The sequence below is a fragment of the Streptomyces sp. JK94 genome (assembly GCF_053613315.1).
This window is the reverse complement of the sequence record NZ_JBSICH010000053.1, coordinates 1-15,996: the sequence shown is the minus strand read 5'-3', so window position 1 is coordinate 15,996 and position 15,996 is coordinate 1. Positions and strand designations below refer to the sequence as shown.

The 15,996-nt window shown below is 72.9% G+C and carries 14 protein-coding genes and 1 pseudogene; 4 read left to right on the top strand and 11 right to left on the bottom strand.

The window, feature by feature from the left end; translation table 11 throughout:
* Nucleotides 1-26 precede the first annotated feature (26 nt).
* Nucleotides 27-2,552, bottom strand: a complete 2,526-nt coding sequence (locus tag ACVV2G_RS31970; protein ID WP_453846287.1) for an ATP-dependent Clp protease ATP-binding subunit — start codon at nt 2,550-2,552, stop codon at nt 27-29.
* 430 nt (nt 2,553-2,982) lie between these two features.
* Here ACVV2G_RS31970 and ACVV2G_RS31965 point away from each other — a divergent pair, with 430 nt between their 5' ends.
* A complete protein-coding gene (locus ACVV2G_RS31965) occupies nt 2,983-3,651 on the top strand; it encodes an SCO3374 family protein (protein ID WP_453846286.1) in 669 nt (222 codons plus the stop codon).
* A gap of 50 nt (nt 3,652-3,701) precedes the next feature.
* Here the strand turns inward: ACVV2G_RS31965 and ACVV2G_RS31960 are convergent, their stop codons facing one another.
* The 10 genes from ACVV2G_RS31960 to ACVV2G_RS31915 form a co-directional block, all read right to left on the bottom strand.
* Nucleotides 3,702-4,037, bottom strand: a complete 336-nt coding sequence (locus ACVV2G_RS31960; protein WP_453846285.1) for a histone-like nucleoid-structuring protein Lsr2 — start codon at nt 4,035-4,037, stop codon at nt 3,702-3,704.
* Between the two features lie 266 nt (nt 4,038-4,303).
* Nucleotides 4,304-4,813 carry an amino-acid N-acetyltransferase gene (locus ACVV2G_RS31955; RefSeq protein ID WP_453846284.1) on the bottom strand — a complete coding sequence of 170 codons (510 nt, stop codon included), beginning with the start codon at nt 4,811-4,813 and terminating at the stop codon, nt 4,304-4,306.
* A 9-nt stretch (nt 4,814-4,822) separates the two neighbouring features.
* The gene (locus ACVV2G_RS31950) at nt 4,823-5,221 is read right to left on the bottom strand and encodes a BlaI/MecI/CopY family transcriptional regulator (protein WP_453846315.1); all 399 of its coding nucleotides are present in this window, start codon (nt 5,219-5,221) and stop codon (nt 4,823-4,825) included.
* A 139-nt stretch (nt 5,222-5,360) separates the two neighbouring features.
* A complete protein-coding gene (locus ACVV2G_RS31945) occupies nt 5,361-5,537 on the bottom strand; it encodes a hypothetical protein (RefSeq protein ID WP_107478769.1) in 177 nt (58 codons plus the stop codon).
* A 23-nt stretch (nt 5,538-5,560) separates the two neighbouring features.
* A complete protein-coding gene (locus ACVV2G_RS31940; protein WP_453846283.1) occupies nt 5,561-6,169 on the bottom strand; it encodes a hypothetical protein in 609 nt (202 codons plus the stop codon).
* Between the two features lie 206 nt (nt 6,170-6,375).
* Nucleotides 6,376-7,173 carry a type III pantothenate kinase gene (locus ACVV2G_RS31935; RefSeq protein WP_059302165.1) on the bottom strand — a complete coding sequence of 266 codons (798 nt, stop codon included), beginning with the start codon at nt 7,171-7,173 and terminating at the stop codon, nt 6,376-6,378.
* A 4-nt stretch (nt 7,174-7,177) separates the two neighbouring features.
* Complete coding sequence (gene nadC, locus ACVV2G_RS31930) at nt 7,178-8,158, bottom strand: carboxylating nicotinate-nucleotide diphosphorylase (protein WP_453846314.1); 981 nt, start codon at nt 8,156-8,158, stop codon at nt 7,178-7,180.
* 5 nt (nt 8,159-8,163) lie between these two features.
* Nucleotides 8,164-9,897, bottom strand: a complete 1,734-nt coding sequence (locus tag ACVV2G_RS31925) for an L-aspartate oxidase (protein WP_453846281.1) — start codon at nt 9,895-9,897, stop codon at nt 8,164-8,166.
* Complete coding sequence (panC, locus tag ACVV2G_RS31920; protein ID WP_453846280.1) at nt 9,894-10,895, bottom strand: pantoate--beta-alanine ligase; 1,002 nt, start codon at nt 10,893-10,895, stop codon at nt 9,894-9,896. Before panC ends, ACVV2G_RS31925 begins: the two co-directional genes overlap by 4 nt.
* The gene (locus ACVV2G_RS31915) at nt 10,892-12,178 is read right to left on the bottom strand and encodes a Rossmann-like and DUF2520 domain-containing protein (RefSeq protein ID WP_453846279.1); all 1,287 of its coding nucleotides are present in this window, start codon (nt 12,176-12,178) and stop codon (nt 10,892-10,894) included. Before ACVV2G_RS31915 ends, panC begins: the two co-directional genes overlap by 4 nt.
* 212 nt (nt 12,179-12,390) lie before the next feature.
* On the opposite strand from ACVV2G_RS31915, the gene ACVV2G_RS31910 reads away from it, so the two are divergent.
* The 3 genes and pseudogenes from ACVV2G_RS31910 to ACVV2G_RS31900 all read left to right on the top strand — a co-directional run.
* Entirely contained in the window at nt 12,391-13,764 is a 1,374-nt protein-coding gene (locus ACVV2G_RS31910) for a threonine aldolase family protein (protein ID WP_453846278.1), read from the top strand.
* Nucleotides 13,765-14,049: 285 nt separating this feature from the next.
* Nucleotides 14,050-14,877, top strand: a pseudogene (locus ACVV2G_RS31905) (DUF5937 family protein); the annotation flags it as partial.
* Nucleotides 14,878-15,138: 261 nt separating this feature from the next.
* Nucleotides 15,139-15,996: IS110 family transposase (locus ACVV2G_RS31900; protein WP_453845108.1), on the top strand; the 858-nt coding region annotated here is incomplete at its 3' end.

The window sequence follows — 15,996 nt, the reverse complement described above, 5'->3', positions numbered from 1 at the left end:
CCCCTTTCCAGGCTCACCCCGGAGGGCTACGCCTCCTTGCTCAGGTTCGGGCCCGCGCCGCCGGCCGCCTGCTCGATCGGCGGGACGTCGGGGAGCGCCGACTTCTCCTCGCCCCGGAAGGTGAAGATCCGGGCGTCGCCCTCGCCCTCGGTGTCCACGACCACGATGTGACCGGGACGCAGCTCGCCGAAGAGGATCTTCTCCGACAGCGTGTCCTCGACCTCGCGCTGGATGGTGCGGCGCAGCGGACGCGCGCCCAGCACCGGGTCGTAACCCTTCTGGGACAGCAGCTCCTTGGCGGACTGGGAGAGCTCGATGCCCATGTCCCGGTCCTTGAGGCGCTCGTCGACCTTGTCGATCATCAGGTCGACGATCCGCAGGATGTCCTCCTGGCTCAGCTGCGGGAAGACGACCACGTCGTCGACGCGGTTGAGGAACTCGGGCCGGAAGTGCTGCTTCAGCTCGTCCTGGACCTTGTTCTTCATGCGCTCGTAGTTGGTCTTGGTGTCCCCCGCGGCGGCGAAGCCGAGGTTGAAGCCCTTGGAGATGTCCCGGGTGCCGAGGTTGGTCGTCATGATGATGACCGTGTTCTTGAAGTCCACGACCCGGCCCTGGGAGTCGGTCAGGCGACCGTCCTCCAGGATCTGCAGCAGCGAGTTGAAGATGTCCGGATGGGCCTTCTCGACCTCGTCGAAGAGGACGACGGAGAACGGCTTGCGGCGGACCTTCTCGGTCAGCTGGCCGCCCTCCTCGTAGCCCACGTATCCGGGAGGCGAACCGAAGAGGCGCGAGACCGTGTGCTTCTCGCTGAACTCCGACATGTCGAGGGAGATCAGCGCGTCCTCGTCGCCGAAGAGGAACTCCGCGAGCGCCTTGGACAGCTCGGTCTTACCGACACCGGACGGACCGGCGAAGATGAACGAGCCACCCGGACGCTTGGGGTCCTTCAGACCGGCGCGGGTACGGCGGATCGCCTTGGAGAGCGCCTTGACGGCGTCCTTCTGGCCGATGACCCGCTTGTGCAGCTCCTCCTCCATACGGAGCAGGCGGCTGGACTCCTCCTCGGTCAGCTTGAAGACCGGGATGCCGGTGGCGGTCGCGAGGACCTCGGCGATCAGCTCGCCGTCGACCTCGGCGACGACGTCCATGTCGCCGGCCTTCCACTCCTTCTCCCGCTTGGCCTTGGCGGCCAGGAGCTGCTTCTCCTTGTCGCGGAGGGAGGCGGCCTTCTCGAAGTCCTGCGAGTCGATCGCGGACTCCTTGTCGCGGCGGACGCCGGCGATCTTCTCGTCGAACTCGCGCAGGTCCGGCGGCGCGGTCATCCGGCGGATACGCATCCGGGAACCGGCCTCGTCGATCAGGTCGATCGCCTTGTCCGGCAGGAAACGGTCCGAGATGTAGCGGTCGGCGAGCGTCGCCGCCTGGACCAGGGCCTCGTCCGTGATGGAGACGCGGTGGTGGGCCTCGTACCGGTCGCGCAGACCCTTGAGGATCTCGATCGTGTGCGGCAGCGACGGCTCCGCGACCTGGATCGGCTGGAAGCGGCGCTCGAGGGCCGCGTCCTTCTCCAGGTGCTTGCGGTACTCGTCCAGCGTGGTCGCACCGATGGTCTGCAGCTCACCACGGGCCAGCATCGGCTTGAGGATGCTCGCGGCGTCGATGGCGCCCTCGGCGGCACCCGCACCGACCAGCGTGTGCAGCTCGTCGATGAACAGGATGATGTCGCCGCGGGTGCGGATCTCCTTGAGCACCTTCTTCAGGCGCTCCTCGAAGTCACCGCGGTAGCGGGAACCGGCGACCAGCGCGCCCAGGTCCAGGGTGTAGAGGTGCTTGTCCTTGAGGGTCTCGGGCACCTCGCCCTTGACGATGGCCTGCGCGAGGCCCTCGACGACGGCGGTCTTGCCGACGCCGGGCTCGCCGATGAGGACCGGGTTGTTCTTGGTACGGCGGGACAGCACCTGCATGACCCGCTCGATCTCCTTCTCGCGCCCGATGACCGGGTCGAGCTTGGACTCACGAGCGGCCTGGGTGAGGTTCCGGCCGAACTGGTCGAGGACCAGGGACGTGGAGGGCGTGCCCTCGGCAGGACCGCCGGCGGTGGCGGTCTCCTTGCCCTGGTAACCGGAGAGCAGCTGGATGACCTGCTGCCGCACCCGGTTGAGATCGGCGCCCAGCTTGACCAGGACCTGGGCGGCGACGCCCTCGCCCTCACGGATCAGGCCGAGCAGGATGTGCTCCGTGCCGATGTAGTTGTGACCCAGCTGGAGGGCCTCGCGGAGCGACAGCTCCAGGACCTTCTTGGCACGGGGGGTGAAGGGGATGTGACCCGACGGGGCCTGCTGGCCCTGCCCGATGATCTCCTCCACCTGCTGGCGGACCGCCTCGAGCGAAATCCCGAGGCTCTCAAGGGCCTTGGCGGCGACACCCTCACCCTCGTGGATCAGGCCCAGGAGGATGTGCTCGGTGCCGATGTAGTTGTGGTTGAGCATCCGGGCTTCTTCCTGAGCCAGGACGACAACCCGCCGCGCGCGGTCGGTGAACCTCTCGAACATCGTTAATCGCTCCTCAGAGCGGTCAGGCAGTAAGGGGAACTTCCCCTCCCTGTCCTTCCGCAGCTTAGTCCCGCAAGCGGGGACCGCTCATTCCAACTGCCGACACCGTCGATGGCCTCCTGACCCCTGACGCCGACATCTGCCACAACCCGATGGTGCGAGACGATGTTCCCGCAGGCCAGGCACTTACCCCAGTCGCCAGTACGCCGATGGCGAACGTGAGACGCCCCGATCTGCGTGTCGCCCCCTCCCACTAGGGATGTCTTACCCGCCGGGACGGACACTCCATGCCACGCGCACCGGTTCCCTCCGCTACGGGCGAACAACCTTGCGCCTCCCCGCACCCCCGGGCGCCCCCTTCTCCGGCACTCTGCGCATGCACCGCGCCACCCAGCGTAACCCGGAAGCCGTTTCGGCTGTTGCGCTTGGCATGGTTGGCGCCCCGCTCCCGGTTCCTCCGGCTTTTCCGGCCCCTCCGGTCCCCGCGGTGCCGTTCCCCCGCCGGCCGCTCGGGCCGGGCGGCACTCGGGAGCGCCTGCGGTGGTGGTACGAGAGCGTGCTCGGCTGGCCGACGGCCCCCGGGGCAGAGGTGCGGCTCCGCACGGGGGTCCGCTTCGACGTCCTGGAGGTTCCGGTCGAGGCCGGCCGCGCGGCACTGGAGCGACTCGGGCGGCCCCGCACCGCCGCGCACGGCTTCCCGGTTGCCGTCCGGGGCGAGCGGATGCTGCTGCTCGTGGCGGCGGGCAGCGCGGAGGAGCTGCCCGGGCTGCTGGAGTGGCTCGAATGGGGCTCGCTGCCGCTCGGCCTCACGGCGGTCGGCACCGGGGGCCTCATGGACGCGCCCCGCTCCCGTGGCCCCGGCTCGACCGGTCCGCCGCCGCACACCCCGGAGGGTTGTGGCCGGGGGGCCGCCGTCTGGCTGCGGCCCCCGGAACCGGGGCGCGAGGTCGAGGCCTCGCTGCCGGCACTGTCGGCCGTGGGAGGCACCGGAACCGCCCCCGACCTCGCACGACTGGTGCACACACTGGCGACTCAGTGCCAGCGGGTCCGGCTCGCCCCGCCCTTCCGGCCCCCGCGTCCCCGCCGGACGGCGCGCTGAAGGTGCCCGGAGCGTCACCGATGCCGGTGGCGGTGGCGCGGGACGGGTGATCAGCCGTTGGCCGTCTCGTACGCCTCGCGAATCATCGCGGGGACACGACCGCGGTCGTTGACGTCGTAGCCGTTCTCCTTGGCCCAGGCGCGGATGGCCGCGGTGTCCTGACTGCCGCCGGAGGAGGTTCGCGCCTTGCCGCGACCGCCCGAGGCGCGGCCCCCGGTGCGACGTCCGCCCTTCACGTAGGGGTCGAGAAGCCCCCGGAGCTTGTCCGCGTTGGCGGTGGTGAGGTCGATCTCGTACGTCTTGCCGTCCAACGCGAACGTCACGGTCTCGTCTGCCTCGCCACCGTCGAGGTCGTCGACAAGAAGGACCTGAACCTTCTGTGCCACCGGATTTCCTTTCATCGATAACGTGAGGGCCGGAGGTCCGCCGGCGTCCGCCGTATCGCCGTCCCTTGTTATATGCAGTACTGCAGTACGTCGGAAAGCAAACCGCTTTTGCCGGAAAAACACAAACCCCCGGCGGAGGACGGCAGCCCGCCTCCGGGCCGGAAAGGTGCGCGTTTCGGACATAGGGAACCCACGTGAACCCGCGCACGGTCCGTCGGCGGAATAAACCTGGCGTAGTCCTGCGGATGACCGTCGATGCCCGACGATCACAGATGCAGAAGCATCCGGCTGTTGCCCAAGGTGTTCGGTTTCACTCGTTCGAGACCGAGGAACTCCGCCACGCCCTCGTCATAGGAACGCAGCAGCTCCGCGTAGACATCGGTGTCGACGGGGGTCTCCCCGATCTCCACGAAGCCGTGCTTGACGAAGAAGTCCACTTCGAAGGTGAGACAGAAAACGCGGCGAACACCGAGCCGGCGCGCCGTGTCCAGCAACTTCTCCAGCAACCGGTGCCCCACGCCCAGGCCCTTCAGACCGGGCTTCACCGCGAGAGTCCGCACTTCCGCGAGGTCTTCCCACATCACGTGCAGGGCACCGCAGCCGACGACCTCGGCGTTGTCGTCCCGTTCCGCGACCCAGAACTCCTGGATGCTCTCGTAAAGCGTCACCATCGCTTTGTCGAGCAGGATCCGGTCGTGGACGTACGCGTCGAGGAGCCGGCGTACGTCCGGGACATCGCCGGTGCGGGCCCGCCGGACGGTGATGGCTTTTGGCATGGGGGGACGCTATCGCTCGCCCGCGTCCGGTACCGAGCCGGGGTTGGGTGCGGGGGTTTCCGGCCCCTGCACGATGCGGATGGCGTCCGTGAGCGCCTGACGCTGTTCCTCGCTCATCATGCCGAAGAAGGCGATGAGGGCGGCGGCGGGGTTGTCACTCTGGGACCACGCGTCGTTCATCAGCGCGGCGGCGTAGGCGGCGCGGGTGGAGACCGCCTCATATCGATAGGCCCGGCCTTCCGACTCCCGGCGCACCCAGCCCTTCTGATGGAGATTGTCCAAAACGGTCATCACCGTGGTGTACGCGATGGACCGTTCCTGTTGCAGATCTTCCAGGACTTCTCGAACGGTCACGGGGCGGTTCCACTTCCACACCCTCGTCATGACCGCGTCTTCGAGTTCTCCCAATGGGCGAGGCACGCTTCGACGATAGTGGGAGATCCCGGCGACGGCGTGCCGGACGTGCGCTTCAGCGCCAAAAGACACAAAAAGGGCGTACGACCCTCCGCGGGGGCGCGGGGGGTCGTACGCGGGTGTGCGGCCGGGGTCAGGCCTCGGGGCGGGCGGACGGGCGGGCACCCTCCGCCCGCGCGAGCGCGGCGTCGACGGCCGCGTCCTCCTTGGCCTTGTTGGCGCCGCCCTGGGTCTTCACGATCACCCTGATCACGCCGATGAAGAACACGGCCATGACGGCCGGGGGCAGGAGCGCGGAGACGTAGTCCATGACTCCAGGGTAGCCAGCCCGGCTCAGCCGGCGACGAGGTGGTGCCGCGAGCCGGGGGCGGGCGGAGCCGGCTTGCGGCGGGGGAAGACCTCGCCCGGGGTGGGGACGGGGCGCTTGGGAGCGGCCGGGGCGGGGCGGGGGGCCGGCTTCTGCGCGGGCTTCCCGTCGGGCTGCCGGCCACCGGGGAGGGCCTGCAGACGGGTGCGCGCGGCAGGGAGGACGACGGTGGCCGCCCGCGTCGCGAGCGCCGTGACCGCCATGGCCCCCGGGGGGCGGCAGCGGGCCAGGAGGGCGGCCGCGGTGGCGTTGCCGCGCAGGGCCCCCAGGGCCGCGAGATCGTCCGCGTCCGGGCGGTGCCCGGCGCTCAGCGCCTCGTCCAGGAGCGCGAGGTAGCCGACGGCGGTGCCCGGGAGGGCGGCGCGGTACCGGGCGAGGTCGGCCACCAGGAAGGCGCGCAACCGGGCGCTCTCCCGCATCGCCTCGTCGAGCGACTCCGCGAGGCGGAGGCAGTCCTCGGCCTCCTGTGCCGAGGCGGGGCTGGGGTTCAGGGCGAGGGCGAGGGCGCGCCGGAGCACACGCAGCTCCTGAGCACCGAACGCCATGCCGCCGCGGGATCCGTAGGGCGTGGGCATGCGGCGACGATACGCGCTAATCAGACAAACCAGGCATAGGGGGTGGGTGTGGCGCGGGGGCCACTCGGATGCGGAGGCCGTGGGCGGTGGGGCGGGCGGGTGCGGAAGAGGCCTCCCGCTCGGACGCGACCGAGCGGGAGGCACCCGCGGCGCCCGCCCCGCGCGCGGCGGCTGCATGCGGGACACGTTCGCCCCGCGCGCGGCGGCTACATGCGGGACACGTTGCGCTCGTAGACCAGGCGGAGCCCCATCAGCGTCAGCCACGGCTCGTGTTCGTCGATGACCGAGGCCTCTCCCAGGACCATCGGCGCGAGCCCGCCCGTCGCGATGACGGTGACGTCGTCCGGGTCGTCGGCCAGCTCGCGGGCCATGCGGTTGACGACCCCGTCGACCTGGCCGGCGAAGCCGTAGACGATCCCGGACTGCATCGCCTCGACCGTGTTCTTGCCGATCACGCTGCGCGGCCGGGCCACCTCGATCTTGCGGAGCTGGGCCCCCTTGACGCCGAGCGCCTCGACCGAGATCTCGATGCCGGGGGCGATGACCCCGCCGACGTACTCCCCGCGCGCGCTGACCGCGTCGAACGTCGTCGCCGTGCCGAAGTCCACGACGATCGCCGGGCCGCCGTAGAGCTCGACGGCCGCGACGGCGTTGATGATGCGGTCGGCGCCGACCTCCTTGGGGTGGTCGGTGAGGATGGGGACGCCCGTCTTGACGCCCGGTTCGACCAGGACCGCGGGGACGTCGCCGTAGTAGCGGCGGGTGACCTCGCGGAGTTCGTGCAGGACCGAGGGGACCGTCGCGCAGATGGCGATGCCGTCGATGCCGTCGCCCAGCTCGTCGCCGAGGAGCGGGTGCATGCCCATGAGGCCCTGGAGGAGGACGGCCAGCTCGTCGGCCGTACGGCGCGAGTCCGTGGAGATGCGCCAGTGTTCGACGATGTCCTCGCCGTCGAAGAGGCCCAGGACGGTGTGGGTGTTGCCCACGTCGATCGTCAGCAGCATGGCTCTACTCCGCCGCTCGCAGGTCCAGGCCGATGTCCAGGATCGGGGAGCTGTGGGTGAGGGCGCCCACGGCCAGGTAGTCGACGCCCGTGTCCGCGTACGCCTTGGCGGTGGCGAGGGTCAGGCGGCCCGAGGCCTCCAGGGCGGCTCGGCCGGCGACCAGGGCGACCGCCTCCTCGCACTCGGACGGGGTGAAGTTGTCCAGCAGGATCAGGTCCGCGCCCGCCTCGACGACCTCGCGGAGCTGGTGCAGGGTGTCGACCTCGACCTCGATGGGGACGTCGGGGAAGCGCTCGCGGACGGCCTGGAAGGCCGCTGCCACGCCACCGGCGGCCACCACGTGGTTGTCCTTGACCAGGGCCGCGTCCGAGAGGGACATGCGGTGGTTGACGCCGCCGCCGCAGCGGACCGCGAACTTCTCCAGACCGCGCAGGCCGGGGGTCGTCTTGCGGGTGTCGCGGACCTTCGTCCTCGTGCCGTCCAGGACGTCCGCCCACGCGCGGGTGGCCGTCGCGACGCCCGACAGGCGGCACAGGAGATTCAGCGCGCTGCGTTCGGCGGTGAGGAGGTCGCGGGTGCGGGTGGTGACGGAGAGCAGCTTCTGGCCGGCTTCGACGCGGTCGCCGTCCTCGACGTGGCGTTCCACCTCGAGCTCCTCCGTGCAGACGACCGACAGGACCGCCTCGGCGACCCTGAGGCCCGCCACGACCCCGGCCTCCCGCGCGGTGAAGTCGGCGGTGGCCACGGCGTCCTCGGGGATGGTCGCGACCGTCGTCACGTCCACGCCGCCCGCCAGGTCCTCCTGTACGGCGATGTTCGCGACGTCCTCGACCTCCACCGGGTCGAGTCCCGAGTCCAGGAGGAGGGCCGCGAGTGCGGGGTCGAGGCCGCACTCCGTGAAGGTCTCTTCGTCGGTGTCCGCGCCGCAGGCGCAGCCGTCGCCGCAGCCTCCGGCGGGGGCGAGGGAAAGGTCGGGGGTGTTCACTGCTGTCACTGCTCCTGGGGACGCTGCGGGGCCTGGGGGCTGGGGGTGGTCGGGGGGAAGTCTGCGGTCTCCGTGGTGTGCACGGCGAGGGTCCGGTCCGGGTTCAGACGTACGACGATGTGGCGGCGCCACGCCGTGTCGTCGCGGTCCGCGTGGTCCTCGCGCCAGTGGCAGCCGCGGGTCTCCTCGCGCCGCCGCGCGGCCGCCACCAGGACGCGGGCCACGCACAGGAGGTTGGTGGCCTCCCAGGTGTCCACGCCCGGCTCGGAGGTCTTGCCGTTCTCGTACAGGGCTTCGCGGGCCTCGGCGTGCAGGTGGTCCAGCCGGTCGGCCGCGCGCGCGAGGGAGCCGGCCGAGCGCAGGACGCCGGCGCCCTCGGTCATGGTCCGCTGGACGGTGAGGCGGGCCTCGGGCGGGAGGAGGGGGTGCACCGGGTGGGCCGGCCGCGGGAGTGGTGCGGGCACGCGTGCGCGGAGGGTGCCGGCCGCGTGGCCCGCCGCGATGTCGGCGGCGATGCGCTCGGCGTAGACCAGCCCCTCCAGAAGGGAGTTGGAGGCCAGGCGGTTGGCGCCGTGCACGCCCGTGCAGGCGACCTCGCCGCACGCGTACAGGCCGGGGACCGTCGTGCGGCCGCGGGCGTCGGTGCGGACGCCGCCGGAGGCGTAGTGGGCGGCCGGGGCGACCGGGACCGGCTCGGTGACCGGGTCGATGCCGTGGGCGCGGCAGGCGGCGAGGATCGTCGGGAAGCGGTGCTCCCACATCGCCGCGCCGAAGTGGCGCGCGTCCAGGTACATGTGCTCGGTGCCGTGCTCCTGCATGCGGCGCATGATGCCCTTGGCGACGATGTCCCGGGGGGCGAGTTCCGCGAGTTCGTGCTGCCCTCGCATGAAGCGCACGCCGTCCGCGTCCACCAGGTGGGCGCCCTCGCCGCGTACCGCCTCCGAGACCAGGGGCTGCTGGCCCTCGGCGTCCGGGCCGAGGAAGAGGACGGTGGGGTGGAACTGGACGAATTCCAGGTCGCTCACCTCGGCGCCCGCGCGCAGGGCGAGCGCGACGCCGTCGCCGGTCGAGACGGACGGGTTCGTCGTCGCCGAGAAGACCTGGCCCATACCGCCGGTCGCCAGGACCACCGCGGGGGCGTGGACCGCTCCGACGCCGTCGTGCTGGCCCTCGCCCATCACGTGCAGGGTGACGCCGGCGGTGCGGCCTCCGGCGTCCGTGAGGAGGTCCAGGACGAGGGCGTTCTCGACGGTGCGCATCCCGCGCGCGCGTACCGCCTCGACCAGGGCGCGGGAGATCTCCGCGCCCGTGGCGTCACCGCCGGCGTGGGCGATGCGACGGCGGTGGTGGCCGCCCTCGCGGGTGAGGGCCAGGCCGCCCTCGGTGGACTCGTCGAAGTGCGCGCCGGTGGCGATGAGGCGGCGTACGGCGTCGGGGCCCTCGGTGACGAGGGTGCGGACCGCCTCCTCGTCACACAGGCCCGCGCCGGCCACCAGCGTGTCGTCCAGGTGCTGCTCGGGGGTGTCGCCCTCGCCGAGGGCCGCGGCGATGCCGCCCTGCGCCCAGCGGGTGGAGCCGTCGTCGAGGCGGGCCTTGGTGACGACGACCGTCCGCAGGCCCGCGGCCTCGCACCGCAGGGCCGCGGTGAGGCCGGCGACGCCGGAGCCGACGACCACCACGTCCGCGTCGACCGCCCAGCCGGGCGCGGGGGCGTGCAGTCGTATGCCTGTGCTGGTCACGAGGCGGCTCCGAAGGTGAGGGGGACGTTGTCGATCAGCCGGGTCGCGCCGACCCGGGCGGCGACGGCGAGGACGGCCTCGCCGGTGTGGTCGTCGCCGATCTCCGTGAAGTCGGACGGGTCGACCAGGGCGAGGTAGTCCAGCTCCAGCGGCGGGTCGAGGCGGGCGGCGTCGTCCAGGACCAGGCGGGCGGCGGCGCGGACCGCCGAGGCGCTCGCCGGGGCCGACGTGGCGACGGCGTGCGCGTCCGCCGCCGCGCGGGACTCGCCCAGGGCGCTGAGTGCCTCGGCACGCGCGTGGGTCGCGGGCACCTCGCGGGCCCGCGCGCGCAGCGCCTCCTGGGCGGCGTGCCGGTCCAGGCCGGCGAACAGCGCCTGGGAGAGGGCGAGGGCCGTGCGGCGGTCCCGGGGCGAGAGGTAGCGGTTGCGGCTGGACAGGGCCAGGCCGTCCTCCTCGCGCACGGTGGGGATGCCGACGATCTCCACGCCGAAGTTCAGGTCGCGGACCATGCGGCGGATCAGGGCGAGCTGCTGGGCGTCCTTCTGGCCGTAGAGGGCGAGGTCCGGGCGGGTGAGGTGGAGCAGCTTGGCGACGACGGTGAGCATGCCGTCGAAGTGGCCGGGGCGGGAGGCGCCCTCCAGGCGTTCGCCCATGGGGCCCGCGGTGACGCGGACCTGGGGCTCGCCGCCCGGGTAGACCTCGTCGACGCCGGGGGCGAAGACGGCGTCCGCGCCCGCCCGCCCGGCGATCTCCAGATCGGCGTCCAGGGTGCGCGGGTAGCGGTCGAGATCCTCGCCGGCGCCGAACTGGAGCGGGTTGACGAAGACGGTGACGACGACCTCACCGCCCGGGCCGGCGAGGTCGCGTGCCGCGCGGATCAGCGTGGCGTGGCCCTCGTGCAGGGCGCCCATGGTCATCACGACGGCCCGGCGACCGTCCCGCACGCGCGCGTGCAGCTCGTCGGCGGTGCGCAGCAGGGCGGGCGGAGTGGCGGTCATCGGGCGTCTCCCTCGGTGCCGTCGGTTCCGTGGGGGTCGTCGGGGCGGTCGGTGCCCGTGATGCCGGTGGTGCCGGTGGTGCCCGTGGTGCCGGTGGTGCGGCCCGGGTCTTCGGCGTCTTCGGGGCTTTCGGGGCCCTCGGTGGGTTCGGGGCCTTCGGTGGCTCCGGTGGGTTCGGGGCCTTCGGTGGCTCCGGTGGGTTCGGGGCCTTCGGTGACTCCGGTGGCTTCGGGTCCCTCGGTGGCTTCGGTGCGCCTGGGGGCGTCGGGGCCGGTCGTACCGGGGCCGGCGGTTGTACCGGTCTCGCCGGGTCCGGCGGTCGTGCTGGTCCCGGCGGCGCCGGTGGTCGTGCCGGTCCCGGCGGTCGTGCTCGCTCCACCGGCTCCGTCGGCGAGTACTCCGAGCAGGTCCTCGGCGAGTTCGGCCTTGAGCAGGCCGTGGTCCAGGGCCCGGTCGGCGGTCGCGCGCGCCATCGCCAGGTAGCCGGCGACGGCCTGCGGGGCGTGGGTGCGCAGCTCCACGATGTGCGCGGCGACCGTGCCCGCGTCCCCGCGCGCGACGGGACCGGTGAGGGCCGCGTCGCCGGAGCGCAGGGCGTTGTCCAGGGCGGCGCCCAGCAGCGGGCCGAGCATCCGGTCGGGCGCCTCGACACCGGCCGTGCGCAGCAGCTCCAGGGACTGGGCGACCAGGGTGACCAGGTGGTTGGCGCCCAGGGCGAGCGCGGCGTGGTACAGCGGGCGCTTCTCCTCGGCGATCCACTCCGGCTCGCCGCCCATCTCGATGACCAGGGCCTCGGCCGCCATCCGCAGCTCCTCGGGGGCGGTGACGCCGAACGAGCAGCCGGCCAGGCGCTGGACGTCCACGGGGCTGCCGGTGAAGGTCATCGCCGGGTGCAGGGCCAGCGGCAGGGCGCCGGCGCGCAGCGCGGGGTCCAGGACGCCGGCGCCGTACCGTCCGGAGGTGTGCACGAGCAGCTGGCCCGGCCGTACCGCGCCGGTCTCGGCGAGCCCGGCCACCAGGCCCGGCAGGGCGTCGTCGGGGACCGTCAGCAGGACCAGCTCGGCACGCTGGAGGACCTCGGCGGGCTCCCTCAGCGGCACGTCCGGGAGCAGCGCGGCGGCACGCCGCCTGGAGGCGTCGGAGACACCGGAGACGGCGACCGGGCGGTGCCCGGCGAGCTGCAGGGACGCGGCCAGCGCGGGGCCCACGCGTCCGGCGCCGACGACGCCGACGGTGAGCCGCGCGGGGCGGTCCTTGGGGTCTGGCAGGTGGGTTGTGTTCACGCGACGGCGGCCTTCCCGTTCCAGTCCGCTCGGGGTACCGGACGATTTCTCGTCATGTTAACGCGATTGGTTCGGGGCGCGTCCGGTTGTCCACAGGCTGTGGGTTTCCGTGCGGGGGTGCGGAGCACCTCCACGCGCGCGTGGTCGGGCGGGACGGAAGCGGCGGGGAAACCCGGGTGCCCGCGTCGGCGCACGCGCGGCATGATCCCGGCATGAGCGATACGGCGGAACAGGACGAGCGCGCGGAACGGGACGGGCCCACGGAAGGCGACGGACCGACGGAAAGCGCCCGGCCCACGGAAGCGGACCGGCCCGCGGAAGGCGGCGGGCCCGTGGGAGGCGGCGGGCCCGTGGGAGGCGGCGGGCCCGTGGGAGGGGGCCGGCAGGCGGCACCGGGCGAGCGGGGGGCCGGGGCGCCGGAACCGGCCGGGGCGGAGCCGGCGGAGGAGCGGGGCCCGCGGCTCCGGGAACGGCGCGTGGCCGCCCATCGCGGCGCCCGGCGCGTGCTCGCCGGGCCGGGGTTCGGCACGACGCTGCGCGAGCGGCTCGCCCTGCTGGACGGGGCCGCCGAGCTGTACGACCTCGACGAACCGTCCGACATGTACGGCAACGGCGTCGTGGAGGCCCTGGAGGAGCGGACCGCCGCCCTGCTCGGCACCGAGGCGGCCGTCTTCTTCCCGACCGGCACCATGGCCCAGCAGGTGGCGCTGCGCTGCTGGGCGGGCCGCACCGGCAACCCCGTCGTCGCCCTGCACGGGCTCAGTCACCCCGAGATGCACGAACGCAACGCCTTCAGCCGGGTCAGCGGACTGCGCCCGGCCCGGCTGACCAGCGAGCCCCGGATGCCGACCGCCGACGAAGTGCGCGACTTCGAGGAACCCTTCGGGGCGCTGATGCTGGAGCTGCCGCTCAGGGAGGCCGGTTTCGTGCTGCCCACCTGGGAGGAGCTCACCGAGGTCGTCGACGCCGCGCGGGAGCGCGACGCGGTGGTCCACTTCGACGGTGCCCGTCTGTGGGAGTCCACCGTCCACTTCGGCCGCCCGCTGCCCGCGATCGCGGGCCTCGCGGACAGCGTGTACGTCTCGTTCTACAAGTCGCTCAAGGGCTACGGCGGCGCCGCCCTCGCCGGCCCCCGGACCCTGGTCGAGGAGGCCAGGGCCTGGCGCCACCGGTACGGCGGCGCGGTCTTCCAGCAGTTCCCCACGGTGCTGTCGGCGCTGGCCGGTCTGGAGCGGGAGCTGCCCCGGCTGCCGGAGTACGTGGCCCACGCGCGCGTGGTGGCCGCCGCGCTGCGGGACGGCTTCGCGGCGGCCGGGCTGCCGTGGGCGCGGGTGCACCCCGAGGTGCCGCACACCCACGAGTTCCAGGTCTGGCTGCCGTACGGCCCCGAGGTCGTCGGCGAGGCCGCGGTCCGGCAGGGCGAGGAGACCGGCACCATGCTCTTCAGCCGGGGCTGGCAGTCCCCCGGGCCCGGGCTCGCCGTCACCGAGGTCGGGGTGGAGGAGGCGGGCCTCCGGTGGACGGCCGACGACGTGAGGGCCGCGGTGGCCGACTTCACGGCCGGACTGGCCAGGCTGACCGGCTGAGCGGCCGACCGGCTGAGCAGTTGGCCCAGCGCATGGGCGGCCGAGCGGCCGAGCGGCCGAACGGTTGACCGAGCGGATGAGCAGCCGCCCCCCTCGCTGCCCGACCTCCCGACCGCCCGGCTGCCCGGCCACCCGCCTGGCTGACCCCACAAGCCGCGCCCCCCGCCGGAGGGTCCGGGCCGCGCCGGTACGTCACCGCGGCCCCGTCGGTCGACGGCACCGGTCGGTCGACGGCACCGGCCGATCGACGCCGGCGCTGTCAGTGACGAGGTGCACCATGAGGACATGAGCGTGCACATCGACATCGCGGGGCTGCGGCCGGAGAGGGTCGCCGTCGTGCCCTCGCCCCTGGCCGAGCTGGGCATGGCACTGCACGCGCTGTCCGAGGCGGGACACCACCCGGGCCTGCGGGGCTGGGCCACGGGCGTGACCACCCGGCTCGACCCCCACCTGGCCGACCGGATGTGCGAGGCCGACTTCCTGTGGCGGACGACGTTCTCGGACCTCTTCCTGCCCTGCGCGGGGGTGCCGGGCCGCGGCGCGCTGCCCGGCGCCACCCTCGCCGAGGACCTGGACCTGCTCGACAAGCTGTCCGACGAGCAGTTCGTGGACGCGGCGCTGGAGTTCACCTGCGTCCCGCCGCACGGCCCCGAGGGGGTCTCGGCGCTCACGGACGCCGGAGTGCGCCGGCGCGCGCTCGATCTGGCCGCCGCGCGGGGGCCGCAGCAGCTGCGCTTCAGTGAGCGGCTGCTGGCCGATCCGCCGCGCATCCGGGGCTGGCTGCGGCAGTTCGCGCGGGACTGCGACGAGGCGTTCTTCGCGGAGGCCTGGTCCCGGCTGCGCCACCCCCTCGCGGCGGACGCCCGCCACAAGACGGAGATCCTGCGGCGCAAGGGCCTGGCCGGGGCGCTGGCCGCGGTGTCCCCGGCGGTCGAGCTGGACGAGTCGGCGGGGCGGATCACGGTCGACAAGCTCGGAGACGGCGTGACGTCCACCGGGGACGGCGGCCTGCTGCTGATACCCACCAGCCTCGGCTGGCCCCACCTCTCGGTCCTGCACCGCCACGACTGGCAGCCGGTGCTGCACTACCCCGTCGGTTCCCCGGAGCCCGCCCCGTTATGTTTTCCGCGGTCCCGCAACGGGGCCGCTGGCCTCCGGGTCCGGCATGACTTTTGCCCCCTGTCGAACGGATGACCTGGGGGGTGGTGTCACCGGGCCCGGGAGGTGCCGTCGGAGACGCTGATCAGAGGTCCGGCCACCGTCCGGTCCGGCGCAACGCCGGGCAGTTCGCGGACGGCAGGTCTGCATAACGTGGATGCGCGAGTACGACACCACTGCCGAGGCCGGCACGTTCGACACCCCGAGAAGGGCGCGATGTTCGACACCGAAGACGTGGGCGTGTTCCTGGGCCTGGACGTCGGCAAGACCACTCACCACGGCCACGGCCTCACCCCGGCCGGGAAGAAGGTCTTCGACAAGCAGCTGCCCAACAGCGAGCCGAAGCTGCGGGCCGTCTTCGACAAGCTGGCCGCGAAGTTCGGCACCGTCCTGGTGATCGTGGACCAGCCCGCCTCGATCGGTGCCCTGCCCCTGACCGTGGCCCGGGACGCGGGCTGCAAGGTCGCCTACCTGCCCGGACTGGCGATGCGCCGGATCGCCGATCTCTACCCGGGCGAGGCCAAGACCGACGCCAGGGACGCCGCGGTGATCGCGGACGCGGCCCGCACCATGCCGCACACCCTGCGGTCCCTGGAACTGACCGACGAGATCACCGCCGAACTCACGGTCCTCGTCGGCTTCGACCAGGACCTCGCAGCCGAGGCCACCCGCACCTCCAACCGGATACGCGGCCTGCTCACCCAGTTCCACCCCAGCCTTGAACGCGTCCTGGGCCCGCGCCTGGACCACCAGGCCGTCACCTGGCTGCTGGAGCGCTACGGCTCCCCGTCCGCCCTGCGCAAGGCCGGCCGCCGCAGACTCGTCGACCTGATCCGACCGAAAGCCCCACGCATGGCCGTCCGGCTGATCGACGACGTCTTCGCCGCGCTCGACGAGCAGACCGTCGTCGTGCCCGGCACCGGCACCCTCGACATCGTCGTGCCCTCCCTGGCCGCCTCGCTCGCCGCCGTCCACACCCAGCGCCGGGCTCTGGAAGCCCAGATCAACGCCCTGCTGGAGGCCCACCCTCTTTCCCCGGTCCTGACGTCGATGCCCGGCGTCGGCGTCAGGACC

Excerpts from the sequence above, each read along its gene's own strand:
- ACVV2G_RS31970 (WP_453846287.1), bottom strand. The coding sequence starts at position 2,552 with ATGTTCGAGAGGTTCACCGACCGCGCGCGGCGGGTTGTCGTCCTGGCT.
- ACVV2G_RS31965 (WP_453846286.1), top strand. The coding sequence starts at position 2,983 with ATGGTTGGCGCCCCGCTCCCGGTTCCTCCGGCTTTTCCGGCCCCTCCG.
- ACVV2G_RS31955 (WP_453846284.1), bottom strand. The coding sequence starts at position 4,813 with ATGCCAAAAGCCATCACCGTCCGGCGGGCCCGCACCGGCGATGTCCCG.
- ACVV2G_RS31945 (WP_107478769.1), bottom strand. The coding sequence starts at position 5,537 with ATGGACTACGTCTCCGCGCTCCTGCCCCCGGCCGTCATGGCCGTGTTC.
- ACVV2G_RS31940 (WP_453846283.1), bottom strand. The coding sequence starts at position 6,169 with ATGCCCACGCCCTACGGATCCCGCGGCGGCATGGCGTTCGGTGCTCAG.
- ACVV2G_RS31935 (WP_059302165.1), bottom strand. The coding sequence starts at position 7,173 with ATGCTGCTGACGATCGACGTGGGCAACACCCACACCGTCCTGGGCCTC.
- panC (WP_453846280.1), bottom strand. The coding sequence starts at position 10,895 with ATGACCGCCACTCCGCCCGCCCTGCTGCGCACCGCCGACGAGCTGCAC.
- ACVV2G_RS31910 (WP_453846278.1), top strand. The coding sequence starts at position 12,391 with ATGAGCGATACGGCGGAACAGGACGAGCGCGCGGAACGGGACGGGCCC.